General features: G+C 34.4%; 25 protein-coding genes, 1 tRNA gene and 4 pseudogenes. 15 read left to right on the top strand and 15 right to left on the bottom strand.

Annotated elements, in window-relative coordinates:
• The first annotated feature begins 212 nt into the window (after window positions 1–212).
• The 4 genes and pseudogenes from HMPREF2731_RS11630 (at window position 213) to HMPREF2731_RS11615 (ending at window position 2,584) form a co-directional block, all read left to right on the top strand.
• Window positions 213–410 (top strand): cold-shock protein, encoded by a 198-nt coding sequence (locus tag HMPREF2731_RS11630; RefSeq protein ID WP_002291933.1) that lies wholly within the window; start codon window positions 213–215, stop codon window positions 408–410.
• Window positions 411–697: 287 nt separating this feature from the next.
• Window positions 698–1,051 (top strand): ArsR/SmtB family transcription factor, encoded by a 354-nt coding sequence (locus tag HMPREF2731_RS11625; protein ID WP_002314933.1) that lies wholly within the window; start codon window positions 698–700, stop codon window positions 1,049–1,051.
• On the top strand, window positions 1,029–1,706 hold the full coding sequence (locus HMPREF2731_RS11620) for a type 1 glutamine amidotransferase domain-containing protein (protein ID WP_070873038.1): 678 nt from the start codon (window positions 1,029–1,031) through the stop codon (window positions 1,704–1,706). The genes HMPREF2731_RS11625 and HMPREF2731_RS11620 overlap by 23 nt, the downstream gene beginning before the upstream one ends.
• Window positions 1,707–2,584, top strand: a pseudogene (locus HMPREF2731_RS11615) (NAD(P)H-binding protein).
• 80 nt (window positions 2,585–2,664) lie between these two features.
• Here the strand turns inward: HMPREF2731_RS11615 and HMPREF2731_RS11610 are convergent.
• From HMPREF2731_RS11610 to HMPREF2731_RS11595, 5 genes and pseudogenes are all read right to left on the bottom strand, one after another.
• The gene (locus tag HMPREF2731_RS11610; protein ID WP_002291926.1) at window positions 2,665–3,057 is read right to left on the bottom strand and encodes a VOC family protein; all 393 of its coding nucleotides are present in this window, start codon (window positions 3,055–3,057) and stop codon (window positions 2,665–2,667) included.
• Window positions 3,058–3,166: 109 nt separating this feature from the next.
• Window positions 3,167–3,958 (bottom strand): TraX family protein, encoded by a 792-nt coding sequence (locus HMPREF2731_RS11605; RefSeq protein ID WP_070873036.1) that lies wholly within the window; start codon window positions 3,956–3,958, stop codon window positions 3,167–3,169.
• A gap of 393 nt (window positions 3,959–4,351) precedes the next feature.
• Window positions 4,352–4,552, bottom strand: a pseudogene (locus HMPREF2731_RS15585) (hypothetical protein).
• Between the two features lie 195 nt (window positions 4,553–4,747).
• A complete protein-coding gene (locus HMPREF2731_RS15580; RefSeq protein WP_070873035.1) occupies window positions 4,748–5,008 on the bottom strand; it encodes a hypothetical protein in 261 nt (86 codons plus the stop codon).
• A gap of 181 nt (window positions 5,009–5,189) precedes the next feature.
• The gene (locus HMPREF2731_RS11595) at window positions 5,190–5,603 is read right to left on the bottom strand and encodes an Hsp20/alpha crystallin family protein (protein ID WP_002291922.1); all 414 of its coding nucleotides are present in this window, start codon (window positions 5,601–5,603) and stop codon (window positions 5,190–5,192) included.
• 191 nt (window positions 5,604–5,794) lie between these two features.
• Here HMPREF2731_RS11595 and HMPREF2731_RS11590 point away from each other — a divergent pair, with 191 nt between their 5' ends.
• Window positions 5,795–6,433 carry a hypothetical protein gene (locus HMPREF2731_RS11590; RefSeq protein ID WP_070873033.1) on the top strand — a complete coding sequence of 213 codons (639 nt, stop codon included), beginning with the start codon at window positions 5,795–5,797 and terminating at the stop codon, window positions 6,431–6,433.
• A gap of 80 nt (window positions 6,434–6,513) precedes the next feature.
• Here the strand turns inward: HMPREF2731_RS11590 and HMPREF2731_RS11585 are convergent, their stop codons facing one another.
• Both HMPREF2731_RS11585 and HMPREF2731_RS11580 read right to left on the bottom strand, forming a co-directional pair.
• Window positions 6,514–6,999, bottom strand: coding sequence for a hypothetical protein (locus HMPREF2731_RS11585; RefSeq protein WP_070873031.1), 486 nt, complete (start codon window positions 6,997–6,999; stop codon window positions 6,514–6,516).
• A gap of 137 nt (window positions 7,000–7,136) precedes the next feature.
• Window positions 7,137–7,352: a DUF378 domain-containing protein gene (locus HMPREF2731_RS11580; RefSeq protein ID WP_002293281.1), complete on the bottom strand. Its 216-nt coding sequence runs from the start codon at window positions 7,350–7,352 to the stop codon at window positions 7,137–7,139.
• 608 nt (window positions 7,353–7,960) lie between these two features.
• On the opposite strand from HMPREF2731_RS11580, the gene HMPREF2731_RS11575 reads away from it, so the two are divergent.
• Entirely contained in the window at window positions 7,961–8,758 is a 798-nt protein-coding gene (locus HMPREF2731_RS11575) for a glycerophosphodiester phosphodiesterase (RefSeq protein WP_070873047.1), read from the top strand.
• Between the two features lie 272 nt (window positions 8,759–9,030).
• On the opposite strand, the gene HMPREF2731_RS11570 is transcribed toward HMPREF2731_RS11575, so the two are convergent.
• Window positions 9,031–9,918, bottom strand: a complete 888-nt coding sequence (locus tag HMPREF2731_RS11570) for a peptidylprolyl isomerase (RefSeq protein ID WP_065773076.1) — start codon at window positions 9,916–9,918, stop codon at window positions 9,031–9,033.
• A 184-nt stretch (window positions 9,919–10,102) separates the two neighbouring features.
• On the opposite strand from HMPREF2731_RS11570, the pseudogene HMPREF2731_RS14600 reads away from it, so the two are divergent.
• A pseudogene (locus HMPREF2731_RS14600) lies at window positions 10,103–10,942 on the top strand (lysostaphin resistance A-like protein).
• Window positions 10,943–11,137: 195 nt separating this feature from the next.
• Window positions 11,138–11,923, top strand: coding sequence for a cell wall anchor protein (locus HMPREF2731_RS11550; RefSeq protein WP_070873027.1), 786 nt, complete (start codon window positions 11,138–11,140; stop codon window positions 11,921–11,923).
• A gap of 212 nt (window positions 11,924–12,135) precedes the next feature.
• Here the strand turns inward: HMPREF2731_RS11550 and HMPREF2731_RS15575 are convergent.
• Window positions 12,136–12,501 (bottom strand): annotated as a pseudogene (locus tag HMPREF2731_RS15575) (Spx/MgsR family RNA polymerase-binding regulatory protein); the annotation flags it as partial.
• A gap of 155 nt (window positions 12,502–12,656) precedes the next feature.
• Here HMPREF2731_RS15575 and HMPREF2731_RS11540 point away from each other — a divergent pair.
• The 3 genes from HMPREF2731_RS11540 to HMPREF2731_RS11530 all read left to right on the top strand — a co-directional run bounded on the left by HMPREF2731_RS11540 (window position 12,657) and on the right by HMPREF2731_RS11530 (window position 16,250).
• Window positions 12,657–13,163 carry a cysteine hydrolase family protein gene (locus HMPREF2731_RS11540; protein WP_070873025.1) on the top strand — a complete coding sequence of 169 codons (507 nt, stop codon included), beginning with the start codon at window positions 12,657–12,659 and terminating at the stop codon, window positions 13,161–13,163.
• A gap of 167 nt (window positions 13,164–13,330) precedes the next feature.
• Window positions 13,331–15,244 (top strand): alpha/beta fold hydrolase, encoded by a 1,914-nt coding sequence (locus HMPREF2731_RS11535; RefSeq protein WP_070873023.1) that lies wholly within the window; start codon window positions 13,331–13,333, stop codon window positions 15,242–15,244.
• 4 nt (window positions 15,245–15,248) lie between these two features.
• The gene (locus tag HMPREF2731_RS11530; RefSeq protein WP_070873022.1) at window positions 15,249–16,250 is read left to right on the top strand and encodes an alpha/beta hydrolase; all 1,002 of its coding nucleotides are present in this window, start codon (window positions 15,249–15,251) and stop codon (window positions 16,248–16,250) included.
• Window positions 16,251–16,494: 244 nt separating this feature from the next.
• Here the strand turns inward: HMPREF2731_RS11530 and HMPREF2731_RS11525 are convergent, their stop codons facing one another.
• The gene (locus HMPREF2731_RS11525; RefSeq protein WP_070873020.1) at window positions 16,495–16,701 is read right to left on the bottom strand and encodes a DUF3955 domain-containing protein; all 207 of its coding nucleotides are present in this window, start codon (window positions 16,699–16,701) and stop codon (window positions 16,495–16,497) included.
• Between the two features lie 844 nt (window positions 16,702–17,545).
• Window positions 17,546–17,695, bottom strand: a complete 150-nt coding sequence (locus tag HMPREF2731_RS15135) for a hypothetical protein (protein ID WP_002293298.1) — start codon at window positions 17,693–17,695, stop codon at window positions 17,546–17,548.
• Between the two features lie 162 nt (window positions 17,696–17,857).
• Between HMPREF2731_RS15135 and HMPREF2731_RS11515 the strand changes: the two genes are divergently transcribed.
• The 3 genes from HMPREF2731_RS11515 to HMPREF2731_RS11505 all read left to right on the top strand — a co-directional run bounded on the left by HMPREF2731_RS11515 (window position 17,858) and on the right by HMPREF2731_RS11505 (window position 19,906).
• Window positions 17,858–18,349 (top strand): flavodoxin family protein, encoded by a 492-nt coding sequence (locus HMPREF2731_RS11515; RefSeq protein WP_070873018.1) that lies wholly within the window; start codon window positions 17,858–17,860, stop codon window positions 18,347–18,349.
• Window positions 18,350–18,591: 242 nt separating this feature from the next.
• Entirely contained in the window at window positions 18,592–18,792 is a 201-nt protein-coding gene (locus HMPREF2731_RS11510; protein WP_002293303.1) for a cold-shock protein, read from the top strand.
• A 526-nt stretch (window positions 18,793–19,318) separates the two neighbouring features.
• On the top strand, window positions 19,319–19,906 hold the full coding sequence (locus tag HMPREF2731_RS11505; protein ID WP_002320081.1) for a hypothetical protein: 588 nt from the start codon (window positions 19,319–19,321) through the stop codon (window positions 19,904–19,906).
• Between the two features lie 222 nt (window positions 19,907–20,128).
• Here the strand turns inward: HMPREF2731_RS11505 and HMPREF2731_RS11500 are convergent, their stop codons facing one another.
• From HMPREF2731_RS11500 to HMPREF2731_RS11485, 4 genes are all read right to left on the bottom strand, one after another.
• A complete protein-coding gene (locus HMPREF2731_RS11500; RefSeq protein ID WP_002306607.1) occupies window positions 20,129–20,494 on the bottom strand; it encodes a TIGR02328 family protein in 366 nt (121 codons plus the stop codon).
• Between the two features lie 77 nt (window positions 20,495–20,571).
• Window positions 20,572–20,817, bottom strand: a complete 246-nt coding sequence (locus HMPREF2731_RS11495; RefSeq protein ID WP_002306609.1) for a helix-turn-helix domain-containing protein — start codon at window positions 20,815–20,817, stop codon at window positions 20,572–20,574.
• Between the two features lie 69 nt (window positions 20,818–20,886).
• Complete coding sequence (locus HMPREF2731_RS11490; protein ID WP_002306610.1) at window positions 20,887–21,141, bottom strand: hypothetical protein; 255 nt, start codon at window positions 21,139–21,141, stop codon at window positions 20,887–20,889.
• 156 nt (window positions 21,142–21,297) lie between these two features.
• The gene (locus HMPREF2731_RS11485) at window positions 21,298–21,621 is read right to left on the bottom strand and encodes a hypothetical protein (RefSeq protein WP_070873016.1); all 324 of its coding nucleotides are present in this window, start codon (window positions 21,619–21,621) and stop codon (window positions 21,298–21,300) included.
• 172 nt (window positions 21,622–21,793) lie between these two features.
• Here HMPREF2731_RS11485 and HMPREF2731_RS11480 point away from each other — a divergent pair.
• Window positions 21,794–21,867 (top strand) — tRNA-Ile (locus tag HMPREF2731_RS11480).
• Window positions 21,868–22,271 lie beyond the last annotated feature (404 nt).

Here is a 22,271-nt window from a genome sequence, read left to right as displayed (position 1 = left end):
TTAGTTGTCTAGCTTAATTTTACAATCGGCGTCTTTTAAACTTTATATCGAGTGATTATCCTTGTGTTAGTATTATATACGTGTTACAGTAAATAAGTAATCTAATTTGAAACGTAATCTGAGCGATATATTCACACTATAAAAACTCCTTTTACCAAGTAATATTAATTGCAATAAAACACGTATTATATACGTATCAGGAGGAAATATATATGAATAAAGGTACAGTAAAATGGTTTAACTCAGATAAAGGTTTTGGTTTCATCACTGGTGAAGATGGAAATGACGTGTTCGCTCATTTTTCAGCAATCCAAGGAGAAGGCTTTAAGTCTTTAGATGAAGGCCAAGCAGTTACTTATGATATTGAAGAAGGTCAACGCGGTCTTCAAGCAGTAAATATCGTAAAATAATGTTGAACGTTAACCGCCTCATATGAGGTGGTTTTTTTGTTTATGTTGGTAGAAAAAATCCTTCACTGTAATATTAGGTGAGGGATTTTTTTCGTTCATTGATTAAGTTTAACACTATTGTTTGATTTAGTTTGTTTATTTTCTGTTACTCAGTTTTTACTTGCTTTGATATCTTTTTCTGAAACCGTCAAATCATAAAGAAGATACTTTTCTGAGCAAAGGAATTTACATATTTTACCAAATATGGTTTAATGGTTTAAACATATAAACTAAAGAGGTGAGCTACAATGATTAGACATGATCGTTTAAAAACAGAACTAGAATCATTGAGTGGTTTTTTAGCAGCGTTAGGTGACGCAAAGAGACAATTAATCTTGATTAGACTATTAAATGAAAAAAGCTGTCATGGCTTGCAAGTAGGAGAACTAACTGACGATACAGGTTTATCAAGACCAGCAGTATCACACCACTTGAAAATTTTAAAAGACGCCGATTTATTAGAGGTCAGAGAAGAAGGAACTAAAAATTTTTACTATCTAAAACACGAAAATAAAAATATATACAAATTAAGAGATTTTTTGAATGATGTAATAACTGAAATAGAGGAGCTAAAAGACAGTGAAGAAAATTCTGATCGTTGAAACAAACGTCAATCAATATAAAGGAACAAATAAAGCTACTGGGCTTTGGCTAGGAGAAACAGTAGAATTTTTAGCAGAAATCTATAAATATCAGTTTGAAGCTGATTTTGTTAGTCCGTTAGGTGGCTATGTGCCGATTGATCCTAGAAGTATGAAAAATCTAGATTCTGATGTTATGGACATTTATTCTAATGCAACATTTATTGAAAAAGGTTTGAGGAATACGTTGTCTCCTGCAAACGTAAAGAGTGAAGATTATATTGCTATTTACTTTACCGGAGGACATGGTGTGATGTGGGATTTTCCAGAAAATAACGCATTACAAAAAATAGCGAGTGATATTTATGAATCAAATGGCTATGTATTATCTGTGTGCCACGGTATAGCAGGTTTATTGAATATCAGACTTGCTAATAATGACTATTTAATAGCAAATAAAAAATTGACTGGTTTTACTAAAACGGAGGAACGATTAGCGATGAAAAGCAAAGTAGTTCCTTTTGATAATGAAGAGATGACTGTAAAGAGAAAAGGACATTTTATCAAGAAGCGTTTCTTTAAGAGTCATGTGGTAAAGGATGGACATCTGATTACTGGACAAAACCCGTATTCAACAAGAGAACTAGCACGAACATCCATCAAGGAGGTTATCTAAATGCAAACAGTTATTGGTAGTAATGGCCAAATTGGATACGAATTAGCAAAAGAACTCAATCAAACGTACGGGAAACAGTTGCGCTTAGTTAGTCGAAATCCGAAATCAATCAACGATACAGACGAACTAATCTCAGCGGATATTTTAGATCGTGAGGCAACTATTCGTGCTGTAGCAGGAAGTGAGATTGTTTATTTTGCTGCAGGATTACCGATGGACTCCGAACAGTGGAAAACAAAATTTGAAATCATGTTAGAAAATGTCATACAGGCTTGTAAAGAAACAAAGGCGAAATTAGTTTTTTTCGATAACACTTATATGTACGAAAAAAATGACACGGAACAATTTGAGGATAGCAAATTTATTTATGATGGTATCAAATCCACTGTTCGAGCTAAAATGGCAGATCGGCTAGTGACTGAAATGGAGAATCCTGACATCGATGTGATGATTTGTCGCGCTCCTGAATTTTATGGACCTAATAAGACGCAAAGTATTACAAACAGTTTTCTGATCAAACTTTAAGGACCTTGATTTGGACACCTGATGCTAGTAAAGCCATGGCACTTTTAGCAAATCATCCTGACACTTATAACCAAACTTGGCATCTACCTTGTGATGTAAGTCGAACATATGAAGAGATGATAAAGTTGATGGAAGAAAAGTTGTGCAAACCGGTAAAATATAAAGTGATCAAACAATGGATGTTTGATCTTGGTTCTATATTCAATAAAAATATGCAAGAGCTAAAAGAGTTACTACCTAGATATCATTATGATAACAAGTTTAATTCTGATAAATTTAAAAAGAAATTTCCAGATTTTGAAATAACAACATTCTCCAATGCGTTAGACGAATTATTCAAATTAGAAAAGTAATGCTACTCGAGAGAAAAAGCGATAGTTGCCATCCACTAAATATGGAAAGTCAACTATCGCTTTTTCGTTTTATCTCATGACTAGAATAACAGTTGCCAAGTAAAGCCAAACTTGTCAGTCACCCAGCAAACTTCCGTATACTTTTCGTAATTTTTTTCATGCATCATTACGGTTCCGCTATCTTTTAATGTATTAAATGCCTGATCAAATTCTTCCTGATTATCTACTTCAATCAAAATGGTAGATGCCCAGGTGGAGACAGGCGCAGGGAAATCTTTTGACATATCCAAAAATCCAATTACTTGATTGCCTAACTTAAGTTCACCTTCAAGGATAAGATCCGATTCCTCTTTGCTCGCATCCCCATACCGATTCAACTTAGTGATTTGGGAGTTAGGAAAAGCTTTGTGATACCAATTGATTGCTTCTTCTGCTTGACCATTATATGTCAAAAACGGTAATAGTTGCTTCATCTTTTTCCCTCCTGCTTCCTTTTTTGAGATCGATTGCAAAGCGATTGTAACATGGAATGGGTAAAAAAGACTAAAGACAGGAACTAAATCGAAATGGTCATTCATCAGTCTAGTATTTATATAAAAAGGCAGACAGCAAATATAATAGGGCAATATGTGCCGGATAAAAAATATAAAAGAAATATTTTATTCCTTTTCCTTTTTGTCCGTTATATAGCAAGATTGGGATGATTGAAAAGATCATTATCCACTGGGTCGTACCTAAAAAGAAGAATATTCCAGCAACAATCGAAATGATGACACATTGAATGTTACGGTGATTTCTTGCTAAATAAAGCAAAGGAATCAAAAGAACCATAAAATTATTTTCTGCCAAAAGCAGTGCAGGTAAAAATGATGTAATCAGCATAAAAACAACTTTGTTTTGAAGGATAACAGGACTAGAAAATAACAACGGGATAAATAATGAGAGCAAGATTGGTAAAATGAATAAGAGAATACTTGTAACAATCTTTTTCCAACTTCCTGTATTTTTTCCTTCAGTGAAAAGATCGATTGCATACATCATGACCGTACCAATAAACAGATCTCTGAAAAGGTTATTCATTAATACTACTTCATCATAATGAACGATATTACCTAAAAAATAAGTAAAAAAGGCCATAAGAACCATTGAGAGATAAAGCCGCTGCATATATTTCTTTTTATCATGTGTATGTGAGAAGCCTACAACGCTTATAAAAAAGAACAAAGTAGCAACTGGTCTACCAAACCAATCCAGCCAGTCGGGGACACCAAACGGATAAAACATTTGATGAATGTGATCGACAAACATCAATGTAATCCCTAAAATTTTCAATTCAAAGGTAGAAAGTCCTCTTTTCAAACGAACAGTATTCAAATTTTCCCCTCCTAATGATTAAATAAATGAAACAAGTGACAATCACATTATTAATGAATTGAAGTAAGAAATACAATCGAAAAGTCGAACATTTTTGTCATGTGAATCACTGCAAAAATCAAAACAAAGTAGAAATTATCTTTGGAATATCAGAGAATGAGGGGGGGAAAATAGTATGTAACTATAATTAAATGATGTAAACTTATAATTTGCAAATAATTTCTATGCCAATGTATCACGAACCTAAAAGTAATCCAATTTGTCTAAACGTTTATCTATAATAAAAATGTGCGAAATACCGAACTTTTTTATCTTTTTATTTAGTTTTAATGCAAAAAATCAAGTTACAAGATAAATTAGTTGGGACAAACGTGTTTATACATTATTTTTTATTCAAAAAAATAGCACAATGGCAAAGAACATAAGTGAGAGCATAAGCCCCAAGGAATGACTAAAAAGAAAAGCAGAATCACATGCCATGTCATCCTAAATTTCTTCCAGAAAATAAATAAGCGGAAAAAAGGGAAGAAACAGCAAAACATCGATCCAGCACCATTTCCCCCCCCTTTTGAAGTAACATAAAACAATAAACATGAATGTTCAGGGAAGTAAAAATAAAGCTTTACTCATAGCTAACAAAATACCAGCTCCTTTTATTCTTTATCCCTCACATTCAAAGAGTAACAATGGTATGTACTTAATAATAGAAAAATGGATCAACTTGTATGAATATCAAATGAAAAGTTCTACGCCAAAATAAAAAACTTCCAGCCAATTTTGACTGGAAGCTTATTTTTTTCTGAAATATCCTAACACACAAATGAAAAAGATGGCCGAAGCTAATAAACCGATTTCGTAGTAAAACAATGAAATACCAGAGTCATAATAATAAAAGCCTCTGATTTTATGGATAAAATAAATCATCGGACAAGCAGATAAAAGTAAGTATTTGTTCAGTTTTTTGAATAAGTAAAAGAAAATACTGGTCATTATGATGAATGGTATCCAAAATAAAAGTTTACTTAAGACAATCAAATGATCAACTCCCATATTTTTTACCAAGAGAGATCATACCATCTTTATCGCCAAAACAAAATATTTTTTTGTATCGTTTGAAATTTTAATTAGGATTATTGAATTAGTTCTGAATAACTATGAATTTCAATTAGAAATCACTTGTTCTTATCAAAAATAAAAATATCGCCTCTCATTTATTGAGAGGCGAAAGTTCTTAGTTTAACTCAATTTTTTTCGTTTCTTTTGGATGATGCGCCGTTTTAGGTAATGCTAATTTCAGTACACCATTTTTAAAGGTTCCGGTGATTTTTTCTTCATCAACATCAGGAAGATAGAATGAACGTTTGTAAGAGACCGAATGTCTTTCTTTCCGTACATAGTTGCCATTTTCTTTATCTTCCGTATGGGACTCGTGGTTGGCGGAGATCGTCAAAGTATTGTCTGAATATTCAACTGTCGTGTCTTCTTTGTCACAGCCAGGCATATCAGCTGTTAGTTTGTATTCTTTTTCGTTTTCAACTAAATCTACTTTTGGATAACTTGAAACACCTAAAAAATCATTGAACGCTGGACTAAACACATCATTGAAATCAGGGAACATGTCGCGAATGCTAGGTACATTTGCCATTTTTGATCATCCTTTCAATAGAGTATTTTTTATTTATCCCTATTTATGTAATAACTCTATTTTGAAAAAAATTCAAGTATAACGGTTGTCTTTGTGAATGTTTCATCTAGTGAATTACAAAGGTTATCTTTCTAATTTGAGAAAGGGTTTGCTAGAATAATAGTAAGAAAATAATTTAGAGAGGAGAAAATATGGCAAAAACCACAAATCCCTATTGGCGAGAAGAAAGCAGAATCTATCATTTAGAATTAGAAATCGCTAGGACAAGCAATCCACAAAAGAAACGTGAACTCGGCTATCTTTTAGAAAAAGAAAAAACAGCTTTGCAGCAACGAAAATGGCGAGATCGAGAAGCGCGAAATTACCAAATAAAAACGATACGTAAAACCCGTAGAAGAAAAATCGTCTATTACACATGTTGTATAGCAGGAATCATCATCGTGTCATTTTTTATAATAAGCAAATTCTTTTACCCAAATGTAGAAAAATTGGATTTAGAAAACCATCCGGCGACTAATTTTATTACACAACTGACAAAAAGCGAAGTAGATACCACAAATTTAACAAGAGAGCAAGTAGAGAAGTGGGCATACTATCATTTGAAGTTAGAAGATCCAACTATTGTAAGCGCTAACCATTATTGGTTTGACGTTCGTATCAATCAAGTTAGAGAAGTAGAAGTAGATATTTTTATGGAAGAAGTAGCTGTAGCAAACTATGTAGTTGACGCAAATGGTCACTTATATCGTATGACTGCATCTAACAAAAAAATGGTGGCGAATAAATGGGACGTACCAGAGAATTTTGAAATAGAAAACGCGAACGATTGAGATACTCGTTCGCGTTTTTCAAAATAAAATAGCGTTAAAACACACAATGAACAGACAGAAATGTGAAATTTTCTATATCATCAAAACGGTGTGCCGTACGCATCAGTTATCAAGATCACTCCATCGGGGGAAACTCGATAGAAACCGACACTTCCTGATCCTCCTTGGGCACGAGTCTGCTTGCTAGAAGTCGTGAACAAATAATCTTGATCGATTTTTTGATAAAAGCTAGTAACGATATCTTCACTTTGTAATTCGGAACGATGGGCAATAAGAAATAGAAGTGCTTCATCAGAGTTTTCCAATGGAAGAGAAGGTTCAGTTCTTTCCTGCATTTCAGATGTTGAAGAAATGGTAGACGACTGAATGCTTGATTGGTTATATTGAGAATCTACATTATTAGTAGAAGTATTAGTAATGGAAGCAGTAGAAGTACTTTTAGTTGAACCGACCACAGGTGTTGAATTGGTTAGTGAAGATTCATTGATAGAATTCTTTGTAGCATTTCCACAGGCTGAAAAAAGTAGTACAACCCCCAACAATCCTACGTAAATCCCTTTATTCATGATGGTACCTCCTAAAATAGATTATCTTGATTCAGTATACCACTTTCCATGTGGAATCAGATGACTTCAAATAAAAAAACCTTCCCACTAATGGGAAGGTTCATGAAGATAATTGCTTTTTTAATAATTATAGCTTTCTAATATCTTTCATCAACTTTTCTAGTAATCATAGGGAAAAATTTCAAGCAGTAAATCGCACAAATACCTACGATGATATAAATGATCTTCGCAAAAATAGTTGTTGAACCACCAGCAATCATAGCTACTAAATCAAATTCGAACAAGCCTACCAACAACCAGTTCAGCCCTCCCACAATCAATAAAGTTAATGCAATAGCATCTAAAGTTTTCATTAGAATTCTCCTTTCTTAAATGATAAAATAATTATATATCAAAAAGAGAAACATTGCTTATATAACGCTCAGGGATTTTAGCAAATGATGCAAAAAGAGGAAAAACAAGTAAAGGTATCGCAGATAATGCCTTCAATCAAAAAAAGAAATAGACTTACAAAACGTCTGATTTTCAACATTGACAGTCAGAAATACTTGATGAGCTCCGATGAGGGATGAGGAATGACTTGCGGACTCACTTATCCATAAAATAAACGATAGCCTTCTCGAAAACTCGAGAAGGCTATCTGACGATTCAATATTCATTAATTTAAAGTTTCGGTGACTATTACTAACTATTACTTATTTCTCATTTAAACGATGTATTCCCTAACCTCTAATACATCCTTGTAACTCTGAAGTTACGCCAGTTTTGAATAAATTTCATAAAAACAAATGAAAAGTGTCGCATAAAAATATCTTTCGTGTTTCTTTAGTATAACAGAACAAGAAGAAAAAGTCCATAAGGATATTTTTAGCTCGTTTTAAAATAACTTTTTAAACAGGTTTAAGTTTGCTATACTTGTTTTTGAGGTGATTTGGCAAGTGAAAAAAAGATTGGAATAGTAATGCTATTCACTGTTTTATTAACAGGATGTGTTTCATTAGCAAATAATTGGTTGGAACATGAAGGTACTTACTTAGTGGCTCATCGTGGCGCACACATTATTGCGCCTGAGAATACGGTGGAGAGTATCCATCAAGCAAAAATATTAGGCTACCAAGCAGTCGAGATTGATGTTCGGACAAGTGTTCGGACAAGTAGAGACGGCGTGAATTTTTTGATGCATGATGACACATTGGATCGAACAACAGATGGAACGGGGAAACCAGATACATACACGATCAAACAACTAAAGAAGTTTAATTTAGATACGAAAAACTATCCAGAATACGTAAATAAAAAAGTTAAGATACCTACTTTTGAAGAAGCCGTAAAGGAAATCAAAAAAAATAACTTGATTGTCAACGTGGATGGTTCAAAAGGAAACTGGCAGGATGAACATTTTGTTAATGACATCGTAAACACGCTAAAACAAAATAGTGTGTATGAACGTTCATTTTTTGTACTGACGGATAAAAAGATCCGAGACGAAGTCGTAAAGAATCATCCTGACTGCACAGTATCTTGGTTATATGAAAAAAAAAATAAACTTGAAGATGAGATTGAACAAGTAAAAAGTTATAAAAAAGCGTTGCTCTCAGTATCTAATGATGCTGCTACAGAAGAAACAATCAATAAACTAAATAAATCTGGAATCGAGTATCAAGTGTATGGGGTAAATGACGTTAAACGATTTGAAGTGTTAAAAAAATCATCCGTTCCAATCGTAGAAACGGATGAAATCAATCCTAGTGATTTATAAACATAATATATTCATTTTATGTAATTATTCATCTTTATATCCATTTTTGAACCTAGGTCGTCAAGTTGACTTAGGTTTTTTTATATAGCATGTTCATAAATAAAAAAACTTCTTTTTTATTTTATATTGATATGATTGTGATAAATTCAGTTACTTGTTTTGGTATGGAAAAAAATAACCCGCATGAGGTCGTGGCAGAAGTGTTCATCTTTAAGAAATAAGAAGTAATTTCCGAAACTTGCTTGCCACATCCCCAATCGGGTCAAGCTTGTTTATTTGAATATATTTTTTACATAAGGATCTTTAATAGTTACATTGTCTTTTTTCATCACTTTATGGATTGTTTTATCCATGAATTCCGTATCAAGGGTTTTTGTTTCCGTGGCGATTTTTTCTAGCTCTGATTTGTATTTATCTTTATTGGCACCTTTATCCTGTTTTTTTACCATTTTTACTAGATAATAGCTTTGCTGATAAGTCGTTGGATCTGTTACAGGAATGATATCAGAAACTTCCCCGTTGTTTAATTGAAATGCTGCTTTTTTTACTTCAGTAGGAATCCCTGGATTGGTTGAATCAAAATTCATTTTTCCATCAGTTTCCTTTAGTGTTTTATTTTTTCCATAAGCTTGAACAAGCTTGGAGAAATTTTCCCCTTCATTTACTTCTTTTTTTGCATTATCAGCTTCTTCTTTAGTCGAAAATGGGATGATCTGTGTACTAACTTCTGGATGGAATTCTTTCCAAGCAGTGTCTAGATCTTTATCTGTTAATTTTACATTGGCTTTCAAACCGTACTGGAAAGCCAGCATCTGTTTCAAAAGTTTCTTATATGTCTCTTCCGTTTGGCCAACTGCTTTTAATTGTTCCTTGTAGTTTGGACCAAGTTTTTTGATTTGTTCATTATATTCTTTTGTTACTTCCTTTGAAGAAATCTCTTTTCCGTATACATCATCAAACGCTTTGAAGACGATCATTTTTCTTAATAGTGTTTGATTGTTTGATTTAACTTTTGGGTTATCATAAAAATCCTGAACTGTAAGTGTTCCACCTTTAAACGTTGCAATTGTTTCATTGGACTTGCTACAACCTGAGAATAGTAAAATAGCAAATCCTGAAAGGCACATAATCAGTAGTTGTTTTTTCAAAAAATTTCCCATCCTTTCCTTATTAAAGACAGTCTAACAGAAGAACCAGGCAGACAGTCTTTCATTTTCGTAAGGTTGCTGTAGACATTCTTAGTTCGTAAAAATCTTTTCTCTCTATGATGGAGAACATTTAGATATTTTTCACGAGACAAGAAAGAAAAGGGTTATTACACTTAATATAAAGGAGGGATGAAAGATGATCAGGATTATTCGATTGATTGGATCTGTTTTAATAGTCTTAGTTGGTTTTGTTTTAGGAATTCTTGTCAATAATGCACTTGCGGATATGTTTCTTGGAGACAGTGAATGGATTGGAGCAATTGCTGGTACGGTTGGACATTTAGTTGTTTTTTTACTAGCTTTATTTCTTGCTAGTAAGATAGAAGGGAAAAAAGTGGAAGATTATGGTATTTCTGGACGAGGAAAAGACTGGGGATATTTAGGGGGAGGTCTCGTTGTTGGAATTGGAGTGTTTCTGCTTATTACTAGTCCATTATATTTGATAGGGGCGTATCGGTTAGATTCAGGAAACGCAAATATTGTGCCGCTGATCACGAGTTTTATTTTATTTATTGCAGTGGGGGCATCCGAAGAGCTTTTATTCCGTGGCTTTTTTCAGCATCAGTTGCTTAGTTTTGGTCCATTAATAGCAATGATTGGATCTGCTGCATTATTTGCTCTTTTACATGGATTGAATCCTAACATGACATTTCTGGCAGTTTTCAATATCTTTTTAGCAGGTTGCTTTTTCAGTGCACTTATCTACAGTACAGAAAGTTTATTTACGGCCATCGGTGCTCACATTACTTGGAATTAAACTCAAGGAGCTATTTTGGGTATACCAGTCAGCGGAACGCAAGAACAAGGTTTTTTCTCCACTCTGGTTCAATCGCAAAACACAATAATTACTGGGGGAAACTTTGGGGCTGAAGCGTCTATATCGACTACATTATTCTTGTTAGTCTTGATTGTTGGTTTGTTACTCTATGCATATAAAACAAAGCGGATGAAGAAATACACTGCTGTTTATCAATAAAAGATGAAGAAAGCAAGGCTGATATCGGTCTTGCTTTTTTAATTCTTTCATTGATTAAACGAAAAAGTAAACAGATTCAAACGAATACACGACATCTTTTGTTAGATTTTCACAACTGACTGTCGTGTTCTCATCATTTTCATTTTATATAATTCCTTTATCAAATAGAAGGTAATTATATGGAGAGTGATTGAAATGAAGACAACAGCGACCGTATTATTTGTTATTCTTGGGCTAAGTATAATTGCAGCAATGATTGGAATCAGTACTTCTGCAAATGAACGGACAAATGAAAATCTTTCATTTACTGTGAAAACTGATCGGATCGTTTATGACGTGACACAACAAGTCATTACTATTCCGATCAAACCAAATAAAAGCGTGAATGCTAGTGATATACATGCTGTTCTAACATATGGTTGGGATGGTAATGGAAGTTCAGAAAAGGTTATTGGGGAAGTTTGTTTAAAGGACGTACAATGGACCGCTGGTATTGAGTATACAATAATGATTTCTGCAGAACTATCGATTGATGAGATCAAGAGTAAAGATAAAGTTGATTTGATTGTTTTTTATGATGGACAGATGACGATTACGGAGAATTTGAAACCAAGTAGTTGGACAGTTGTTGGACCGTCGAGCAGTACGGATAGTACGAGTAGTGAAAGTAGCACAGGAAACACAAGTAGCGAAAGCAGCACAGGAAAAGTAAATAATGAACTTGATTTGGTACCTATCATACCAACTAAGGAACAAAAGAGAAATGCAGGGAGCAACCTAAAAAGTGTGCTAAAACAGTCTGATTTTGTTTCTCGTGGAATTGATCATCAAGAAAAAGCGAAAGAAACAGATAAGAGAAAAAGCGATTTACCAGAAACTGGTAGTAGAACCATAAACAAGCTAATTACATGGATGGGTGTGTTACTCATTTTGATTGTAGGAGCAAGCTATTTTCGTTCTCTCTTCCATCGAGTGAAATAAAGAATAAAAGCAACAGATTTAAAATTGAATAAAACGATAGATTTTTGAGTGAATATTTCATTCGAGAGTGCTGTATTGCCTGGCGAAGTTGTAGCTTTGCCAGGTTTATTTTTGTTTACTAACATATTTGAGAAACAGGAAATAACAGGAACGCAAAGATTATTTTCTTTAAAATCAACAAGATGACCAGAAAGCAAGAGTTCGTTGAGCTCTTGTTTTCTTTTAGTTTTAGGAAGGAACATCCTGATTTTATCTTCGCTAAATCCAGTCAAAAGTTTTGCAGGTTGGTCGTAGATAATCGGTTTTTTCAATAAAGAAGGGGACGTACGAATCTCAATATATAGTTCACTCAAACTGAGCTCATCTATTCTGTGAACAAGATTTTTATAACTAATAGAATGAGTAGAGAGCATTTCGGTCACGCCATTGTTTGTCAATTTTAGTAAGTGGATAAATTCATTTTTGGTTAGTGGTTGACGAATTAAGTTCTGTTCGATAAACGGTATATCATGTGTGATAAGCCAACGTTTTGCGCGTCTAGAAGACGAGCAACTAGAACCTATATATAATTTAATCATGACACATTCCTCCAATAGCTAAATATTTATGAAATAATAACATGAAGAAATAGTCGAAAAGTGCCATTTATAGGTGTAAAATAAGAAATTGTTGTCACGTATAAAGGAACTAACTAGATAAGAAATACTATTAAATCAAGAAAGAAGGCATACGTATGTCAAACACAGCCGACGCATTCGTAGTGATCGATTTACAAAAAGGGGTATGTTTTGATTCTTCGACGATACACGGATTAAAAACAGTGACAGCATTAGTGAATAAAAGAATCAAAGCATACGAAACGATTGGAAAGCCAGTTATTTTCGTTCAACACGAAGATGATCAATTAGTACCAAAAACAAAACCATGGGAGCTATTGTCGGAATTATCTATTCCTGAACACAGTTATTTTGTGAGAAAAACCCATGCGAATTCATTTTATAAGACTAATTTGAGTATGTTATTAACTGAATTGGACTGTCATTCGATCGAATTATGTGGGGCGCAAACAGAGTATTGTATAGATACGACTGTGAAGTTTGCTCATGGATTAGGATACCAGCTTATGATGTGCAGAGGAGCAGCGACGACTTATGATCATCCTTTTATGAAAGCGAAGGAAACAATCGCTTTTTACGAAAAGATTTGGGATAAACGATTTCTGACATTTTTGGAGCAATAAGTTGTTTCATCGTTTAAAGAAAAGCAGAATGGATACTGGTTTATCCATTCTGCTTTGTTACGTAAATTGAGAAAATAATCCTGTTCTATTTTTATGGGATAAACCGTTTGTTTTTTGTATAAAAATGTTTGCGTTTACATATAATTCTCCTAGAATCATAAAAAGGAGTGAATCGATTGAGAACAAAACAAGTGTTAAAGGGAGCGTTGGCCGTCTTATTTGCTGTAAGTACAAACGTCCCGCAATGGTCAGTATATGGAGAGAGTATCTTTTCCGAATCGGGATCTAGGGAGGTCGAAACCACGGAAACAACTGATGCTAGAAACGAAACGAAATCGAGTACTTCACAAACAGAAACAAGTACTGAAACAACGGCTGAGACATCTGTTACTAGCACAGATCAAGAAACGACCGCTACCACAGATAACCAACAAACAGATGAAGCAACAGCTACAAAAACGCCAAACGACAAATCCTCTTCTGCTAAAGTAAGTGACAAAGAGAATGGGACAGAAAATGATGATATCGGTAAAGGCGAAAACTTCAATGGTAAGAAATATCTTAATTACTTCGGTAAACAGATGACAGATATACTTAATGGACCAGTAGATGAAATTAACGCACGACTAATAGGTTTAGTATTAAGTGAGCTTTTTGGTAAGGATTATGGTGTAGACAAAGAGATTATCAAACATCTGATTGCTACTTATCTATTGTATGATATCGCTTTTTCTAAAAATAGTGTGTTGATGTCAATGCTTGGAGGTACAGATGATGGTACGACGCCTACAGAAAACACAGGCTTCTATCCAAACACAAAACAACTTCATCAAACTGTACTAAACAAACAAGACGGCAAAATGATGGATGTGTATGCTTACTATGTCGACCAGGGTTCAGATAAAACAGTCATGATCCATGGCGGATTTAGAGGGAATTGGAATAATGGGATCGTTACAGAAGAATACAATGATTTTTATAAGGCAGGGTATAATTTATTATTTGTTGATTCCAGAGCAACTGGTAACAGTGGAGGCGATTATGTAACCTATGGACAATATGAATCAGATGATGTCCTTTACTGGATCAATCAAGAAGTTCGAGAACGTCCATCTCAAAAGATCCTGCTGTATGGTGGTTCCATGGGAGCAGCTACGATGATGTCTGTATTAGCAAAAGATATCCCAGTCAATGTCAAAGGAATTATTGAAAATTGCGGATTTGCATCAATCGATGAACAACTACGTTTTACGTATAGCCAGACAGTAGTCCCTGCATTACCGCCTGCCATAAAAAATCAGTTAGACATCATTGGGGATCAAGAGCATGAAGATTTGTTTATGGGGCTTTTGAAACAATATTATTTTGATCAGGAGATGCATTTGGATCCGACAGCCGCTCTACCTACGATTGGAATGTCTGGTTCATTGCCTAAATTGATCATCCATGGAACGGCAGATGATGTAGTACCTGTGTCTAACGCGCAAAAACTATATGAGTTAGCAGGAGGATATAAAGACCTTTTATTGGTAGAAGGAGCAGGGCATGGAAAGGCACAGGAAGTTGACCATGCTGCCTACACGAAACATGTAACGGACTTTTTGAAAGTAGTGTTCCATGATCAGATAAACGTGAAATATGTGGATGAAAACAATAAAAGTCTACTCAAAGACCAGGACGAAATCCGGCTTTACGGAGCTTATGGAGAGAATTATGTGACAGAGCAAAAGACATTCGAAGGATACGAATTAGCAAATGTTGAAGGACCGACTGAAGGGGTTTTTAACGAGACGACACCAACTATTATTTACCATTACAAAAAAATCCCAGTAGTTCCACCAAAAAAACAAGATCCGGCAGAGAATGCAGACAATAAGGGAAAGGATGAACCTCGAGATGATCAATCAAGTGATGATACGCTACCGATTCAGATGACAGTGAAAGTACAAAAAAAGACAGATACAAAAAAAGGAATGTTGCCGAAAACTGGGGAAAAGAAACATTCGCTTCTCATTTATTCAGGTGGATTTTTATCTGCTAGCACGATTATCACATGGATTTGGCGAAGAAAGAGAGGGTAAATGAATGAAATGGTTCAAGCGAATAGTGATTGCAGTGCCAGTTATCATCGTAGTTATTTTAGTCACTGTATTTTTGATTAATCAAATCACACCAAAGCCGATTAGTTTGCTTGTTAGAAAACAATTTGACACAAGTGAAAAAGAACAAGTATATGCCAGACCAGACGATTTCCAGCAAAAAATCAAACAAATCGATAGAAATAAAGAAATAACTTATCCTTCAAAGTACAAAAACAATCATATGGATATCTACACACCGAAAACGGAGAAGAAAAAGTTGCCCATCCTTTTCTGGATGCATGGAGGCGCATATGTAGGAGGGGATAAAAACGATTGTCGTGATTATTTGGAATACCTATGTTCAGACACGCAGCAGATCGTCGTAAATATCGATTATGAACGATCACCTGAAGCAAATCATCCTACACCAGTTATCCAATTGAACGAAGCCATTCAAGCAGCCAAAAAAGAGATAAAAGAGCAAGCGGATTGGTCGAATATTTCGATTGGTGGCGATTCAGCAGGCGCACAAATTATCGGAGAGTATTTGTTAGCACTTCAAAACGAAGAAATCAAAAAAGCCGATCAACTTGATCCAACTTTGGAGAACAAGCAGATCACAAAATTTGTTTCTTTGTCTGGACTACTAGACCCTTCTGCATTTACCCAAGTAAGTGATAAGATTTCTAGCTTTCTTTATGCAAAATGTGGATGGGCTTATTTTGATAGTAAGAACTTTGAACGTTTAGAAGACGTCAAACATTTAGCTTTAGCAAGACATGCAGACCGTTGGACGCAAAAAACATTCTTGACGGATGGGAACACAAATACGTTTACGAAACAAATGGAACAAACAGCTTCTGCATTTGAAAAAGTAGGAGTGAAAGTCACAAAAGTAGACTATACGAAGAAAAATGTTGTCTTGAACCATGAATATCAGTTTGATTTTAGTAATAAACAAGCGCAAGAAACATACCAAAAATTAGTAGCATTTTTCAAGGAATAAACGCTCATGATGTAAAAGAGGATGTGAAGAAACTGCTTAGTTCCGAGTCAGAAGGAACTAAGCAGCTTCTCAGGTTTGATGAATAGTGGGACTGGTGACTGAAGAGCTTGTAGGTACCGTGTATCAGTTCTCGCGAAAGAGACGTCCAGCCTATTGTCAAAAGATTGTTTATGGAAAATATTTATTCGGAATAAGGAAAGGTGATATGTTTTTTTTTACGGTCTCTTTTACGTAAATTTTATAGTCAGATTTGTTGTTTCGATCGTTTAAAAAAGGAAACAAATCCGAATCCAGCGGAGGCAAAAAGGGATAAAAGACCGAGCGGTAAGCAAAAGAATGCTGGTTCTACTAATATTCCGTTGTTATTGATATAAGGCTGGGAGCAAAGATGAATAGCAAATAAAATCAATGCACTAGCGAAAAAAAGCAAAGAAATATGAATAGCTTTCATACGCAGCACCTCCTTTTTTTATAATTATAGGATAGATAGATTAAGAATTCATAAATGTGTCAAGTTTGTTAGAACGTGAACAAAAAATACCATCCATCTATCATAAGTAAGTTTGGAGCAAAGTTATCTCATGATAAATGAAAAAGGATTCATCCATCATATAGATAGGAAGTTCATTAGTATATGTCTAGACCAATAATGGAAAATATGAGAAAATAATAGAAAAGGTTTAGGATACCCCCCAAAAAGAATTTCCCCAAAAAATCGATGTATCCTAAACTTTTTTATTTTACATAACAATCATAACAACTGTGAAATAAAATTACAAACGATAACCTAATATGTATTCGAAAGCCAGTTTTATCCGGAGAATGCTTGATTCATCAAATATTTATTTTTATTTTTTAGAAAATAAGAAACAAAACTAATAAAAAAAAGAAAAAATAAATTTTTTCCCTACTGTATACTATCCTTGTTATCGCATCTAATAAGTCACTCGAATAATACCAATACAACCTTCTCCAAAGATGTGATAACATACGTTCTAACCCACCGACTATTGATGTTCTGTACCACCCTTACAGAACCCGAAAAGCCACTACCAAATATTTGGTAATGGCTTTTTAGGTTTTAATGGATTTTTTACTTTTTCTGTTATAGTAGGATTCTTCCTTTTTTTAAAAAATATTTAGTTGATTGAGTTAGTCGAATACAATCGTCAATTAGATGGAGGGTTGTCAGAAGAGAAGAAGTTATTGAAAACACAAAACGCACCTACTGTTATCATCCAGTAGATGCGTTTAAAGAGAAGAACGAGAATCGTCCATATGAGGGTTTCCACTCCTTATGCAGATTTTTTTAATTCTTGCACTGCTTGTTCGATCGTAACACCTGTTGCAACATGATTGCTATTTTCTTTGTCAAAAACGACAAAGAGATTCAAATCTGTATCCAAGGTTACTCGATATTGTATATCTTTGTTATAGAATGTCATAGCCATTCTCCTTTCTTTAAATACTTGCTGAAAGGCAACGAACACGTTGATAACGAAATTCCATTTATAAGTATATCACCAATTGAAAGGTTTTCATAGTTAAGAAAGTTTAAAGTCAAAATTTAGCAATCATGTTGTAAAATAAAGTGGGGAGGGAACACAATGACAACTATATTTATAAATGCAAGTCCAAACAAAGAAGGTATGACTAGTAAGTGGGGAGCGAAAGTTCTAGAAGGAATAGATCATGAGAGGATCGATCTTGTAGATTTTCATATTGCTCAATTAGGTCAAGTCAAAGCTAATGATGATTTTGATGCCGTTATGGATAGATTGGCGAAGGCGAACTACGTAGTTATTGGTACACCGATTTATTGGTGGGATATTAGTGGACTGCTTAAAACGTTTATTGACCGTTGGACAGAATTATTCCAAATCGGACTTGATTCAGAAAACGCGCCATTGCACCAGTTACCAGTACTATGGATCGTCCAAGGAGCAGCGCCAGAAGAAGCCATACCAGGCATAGAGAGAATGCTAGAAAATATTAGTAAACGATTCATGATGGATTCACAAGGAATACTATATCAAAAGAAACAAATCTCTGAAGCAAACAGACAACTTAAACAAATGCTAGTAGATAAAAACAAATAAATGGAGAACAATAGGCGGCTCAAACGCGGTTATCCAACTTTTTTATCGATTCGAAGACAATAAATTTTATATTTCATTGCATTATTCTTGTGTTATTAGAAAAAGCATGATATATTAAATAAGTAATCTATTTTGAAACGTAATTTGAGCGATATATCTACATAGATAAAACTCCTTTTGCCTATCAAATATTTATTGCAACGAAAAAACGTACATTGATACGTATCAGGAGGAATTTATTTATGAATAACGGTACAGTAAAATGGTTCAACGCAGACAAAGGTTTTGGCTTCATCACTGGTGAAGATGGAAATGATGTATTTGCACATTTCTCAGCTATCCAAGGCGACGGTTTCAAAACTTTAGAAGAAGGCCAAGCAGTGTCTTACGATGTTGAAGATGGTCAACGTGGCCCTCAAGCAACAAACATTGTTAAAGCTTAATAAAAATTGACTTTTAACCGTCTTTTCTTTCGAAAAGACGGTTTTTTTTGTACGAAGAAATTCATCAATCGTTGAATAGGCGGAAGGATGTTTTTCTTGGTGCTTTTTTGCTTCGTCCTTTGCTTTTTCATTTTATAGCTGTGTTTGTTTGTCAATAGGTATTTTCGAGAAGTATTTTACATAAAGTGGTGTATCGATTATTAAAACAATAAAAAAACAGATAAACTATTACTTTTGCATAATTATTTAAAGAAAATTAAAACGAAAAAGCCTAATAGTAGTAAGATTTTAAAAGGATTTTTTTTGTTTTTAGATAACGATATTTATTTGATTAATTTTAATTATGTCTTTTATTTTAAATGTATTGAGCTTATTTTTTTATTTAAAAATAACTATGTTATGTATTATGAAAGTTATAAGAGTTTTTAAATAAAATTTAAGAACATTTAGAAATTATTAAGCTTTAACTGAAAATAAAAAAACGAAATGTTATTATTTTAGTCTGTTTTCAGGGGGAGATAAACTTATGATAAAAAAACTATTTTTACTATCAACATTAACACTAGCAATGGCAGGTTGTTCTACAACCGATTCGGCAACTGAATCAACAACAGAAACAACTGAAGACACGACAGAAGAGGTAAAAGTTGAGACGATCACAGAAGCCGAAGTCGACGAAGCACGGGAACGCTGGGCAGAAGCAATCATAAGTATCGGTACAGCAAGCGAAGAAGGTATGGAGGAAGCAACAGAAAAAGCAGAAGAAGTCATCGAGACATTGTATGCATACGACGAAGGTGCTGTGCTTTTTAAACCAACTAAAGCTGCAGAGTTACCATTCAGGGCAACAAAAGAAGAAGCACTTTCTTATTTCGTTGGCGGTGATATCAGCGAAGATTCTGGTTTTGCGTTAGAACCTTGGACAGACATCCGCTTCGACAATCATGAAACGATCATCGATACGGATTCAGCAATCGCATCAGGAGAATATTACTTTACTTCTGGGAAAACGGGTGATGAAACAAAAGTAGAATATACTTTCGGATTTATACGTGATGACGAAGGTAACCTGAGAATCAACTTGCACCATTCGAGCTTACCCTACGTTGGTTAAGACTTTTTCGATGAGTAAAGAGTAGAAGAGTTTTTCATGTTATATTAGAGCGTGGGACAAAAGTAAAGAAAAACTTTTGTCTCACGCTCTAAACATGTGTAAACGGCGGAAGCAGAAGCAACTCCTTCGGAAATAAGCTGAAATTCACAAAGATTTGAAAAGCAATTTTCGTGAATTACCTCTTATTTCTTGGAGTTAAACGCTTCTATCCCAGCCTCTTTTTTAGGTAAGATAAATTCCTTTTTGCTCCAAATTTGCTAAACACTCTGCAAGATACACTTCATCATGTTCCGGATAAATCGGAACGCTACGTTCTACAGTAGGCAAATCAAAAAATGCTTCGCATGATTTGCCACGGTACATAGGATCTGTCCATTCTGGTGCTGGGCTGTAGCCACGCTTTTCCATTTCGTCCATGACAAGTTGATGATATTGAAATAATTTATAAGGAGAATAGTGGAAGACATAATCTACAGTAGCGTGTTTCTTTCCCCAACCATTTCCTCTTAACGCACAGCATTCTCGATGTTGTCCTAAAAGCTGCTGACGAGGAAGCTTTGAAATCAATTTTTCATGCCATAAACGCATAGATACATCTCCTTTTTGTACATAGTTTGTTCACTTTAAACATTAAATGAAAAAACCAGCACAATGGCTGGAAAAAATCATTTCAGTTTGCTTGCTGTTTCTGACCGACCAATCAGGTAGTCAACGGAAATATCGTAAAAGTCGGCGATGTAGATCAATTCAATGATACTTGGAATTTCTTCCCCTTGTTCGTATTTACGATATTTGAATAAAGGAATACTTAACGCGCTAGAAACAGCTACTTGGGATAAAGATCGGCCAGTTCTTAAAAAATTCAGACGACAACGTAAAGTATCCAGTAAAATAGCTTCTTCGATACTCATTTAATCACCTTTCATCATAATAGGATAGTTGTAATGACCATAGAAAGCTACACAAGCAATCAATAGGACTCAATGTTTTTTATTTAAACGTATCAAATAAAGAATGACGATTAATAGAGACAAAACCAACCCTGATAATTCTTCTACAAAAACACTATCAGGTTCAAAGTAGTTGTAATTAAAAACCTTCCACATAAAATAAATAACCGGAAGAGTCAAAACAGCTAAATAAAGCCGTTCTTTGTTCCAATGCATAAGATAAAAAATAATTGCGATCAGGACGACCGAAGGCAACCAAAACAAAACTCTAACCAACGTAATCATGTAACGGACTCCTCAACGTTTCTTCTAATAAAAGATAACATGTTATTGCATACATCACAAATGAAATGCTAGGAAAATCAAAGAAGAATAGACCGATGAAAAAGCGGAATAGCTCTCTGCTCATACGCGAGAACTGTTCCGCTAAATACAAGTTATCTATCTAGAAAAAATCAATGGATTGATATTTAAGTAATTCAATACATATAAAAAGAGGACGATTGCATTCATTAAAAAGGAAAGAATGATGATCCCGTAACGAATAGAAACATATTTAACAAATATTTCTGTCTGGACACGTGCATATTTTTTTCCTTTGTAGCTGATTATCATGATGAGAAGGAGAAGGGTGATCACACCTTGGAAAATCATTCCAACAAACAGGACTTCTGAACTTTGATGATTGTATTGGAGAAAGTAAACTGCTGCCGCAACCAAATCGAATAAAATCGCAATAAATGGCAAAATAATCACTCCTAGCATTGAGAATTTTTAAAAGAATAGCATTTCTTCTAAAATAAGCAAGTAAAAAATAGTCAAGTTTCAAGTCAAGTAAATAAGAATAAATATATCATATTATTTATATTTTGAAGCTTGTGAGCGTCTATAATTCGTGCTATAGTTAAAAAGTAACTAAAATATATCTCATGATGATGTACCTTTAGCTCAGTTGGTTAGAGCAGACGGCTCATAACCGTCCGGTCGTAGGTTCGAGTCCTACAAGGTACATAAGAGGTTGTGAAAAAGCTGCCCTGCATCAACTAATAAGAACAGCCAAGTAAAAACAGCTTCTTATGTTTTTAACTTGGTTGGGCTTATTACCGCAGATGCAAGCTTTTGAACACCGTTTAAGGAAGAGGTTGTGAAATCAGCGTCCTGACCTGAGTATTAGAGAAACAAACGGAAAAATAGTTCCTCATATTTTGCCGTTTGTTAAGCTAATACCGAGAGTCAGCTGATTGAACACCATTTAAGAAAGAGGTCGTGAGCCTACCGTTTAACTCTGAGTCACAAGGAGCAATTTCAAAAAACAGCTTCCCATGTTTGTTGAATATTGTGACTTGGGACTGAGGAGTTGGCAGGAGAACACTGTTTACCAAGGTGTCATGGAAAAGCCAATATACTTTTGTAGA

This window comes from Enterococcus sp. HMSC072F02, assembly GCF_001837725.1.
GTDB lineage: Bacteria > Bacillota > Bacilli > Lactobacillales > Enterococcaceae > Enterococcus_B > Enterococcus_B lactis.
Note: the sequence above shows the minus strand (reverse complement) of the source record. Positions and strands in the feature narration are given on the sequence as shown.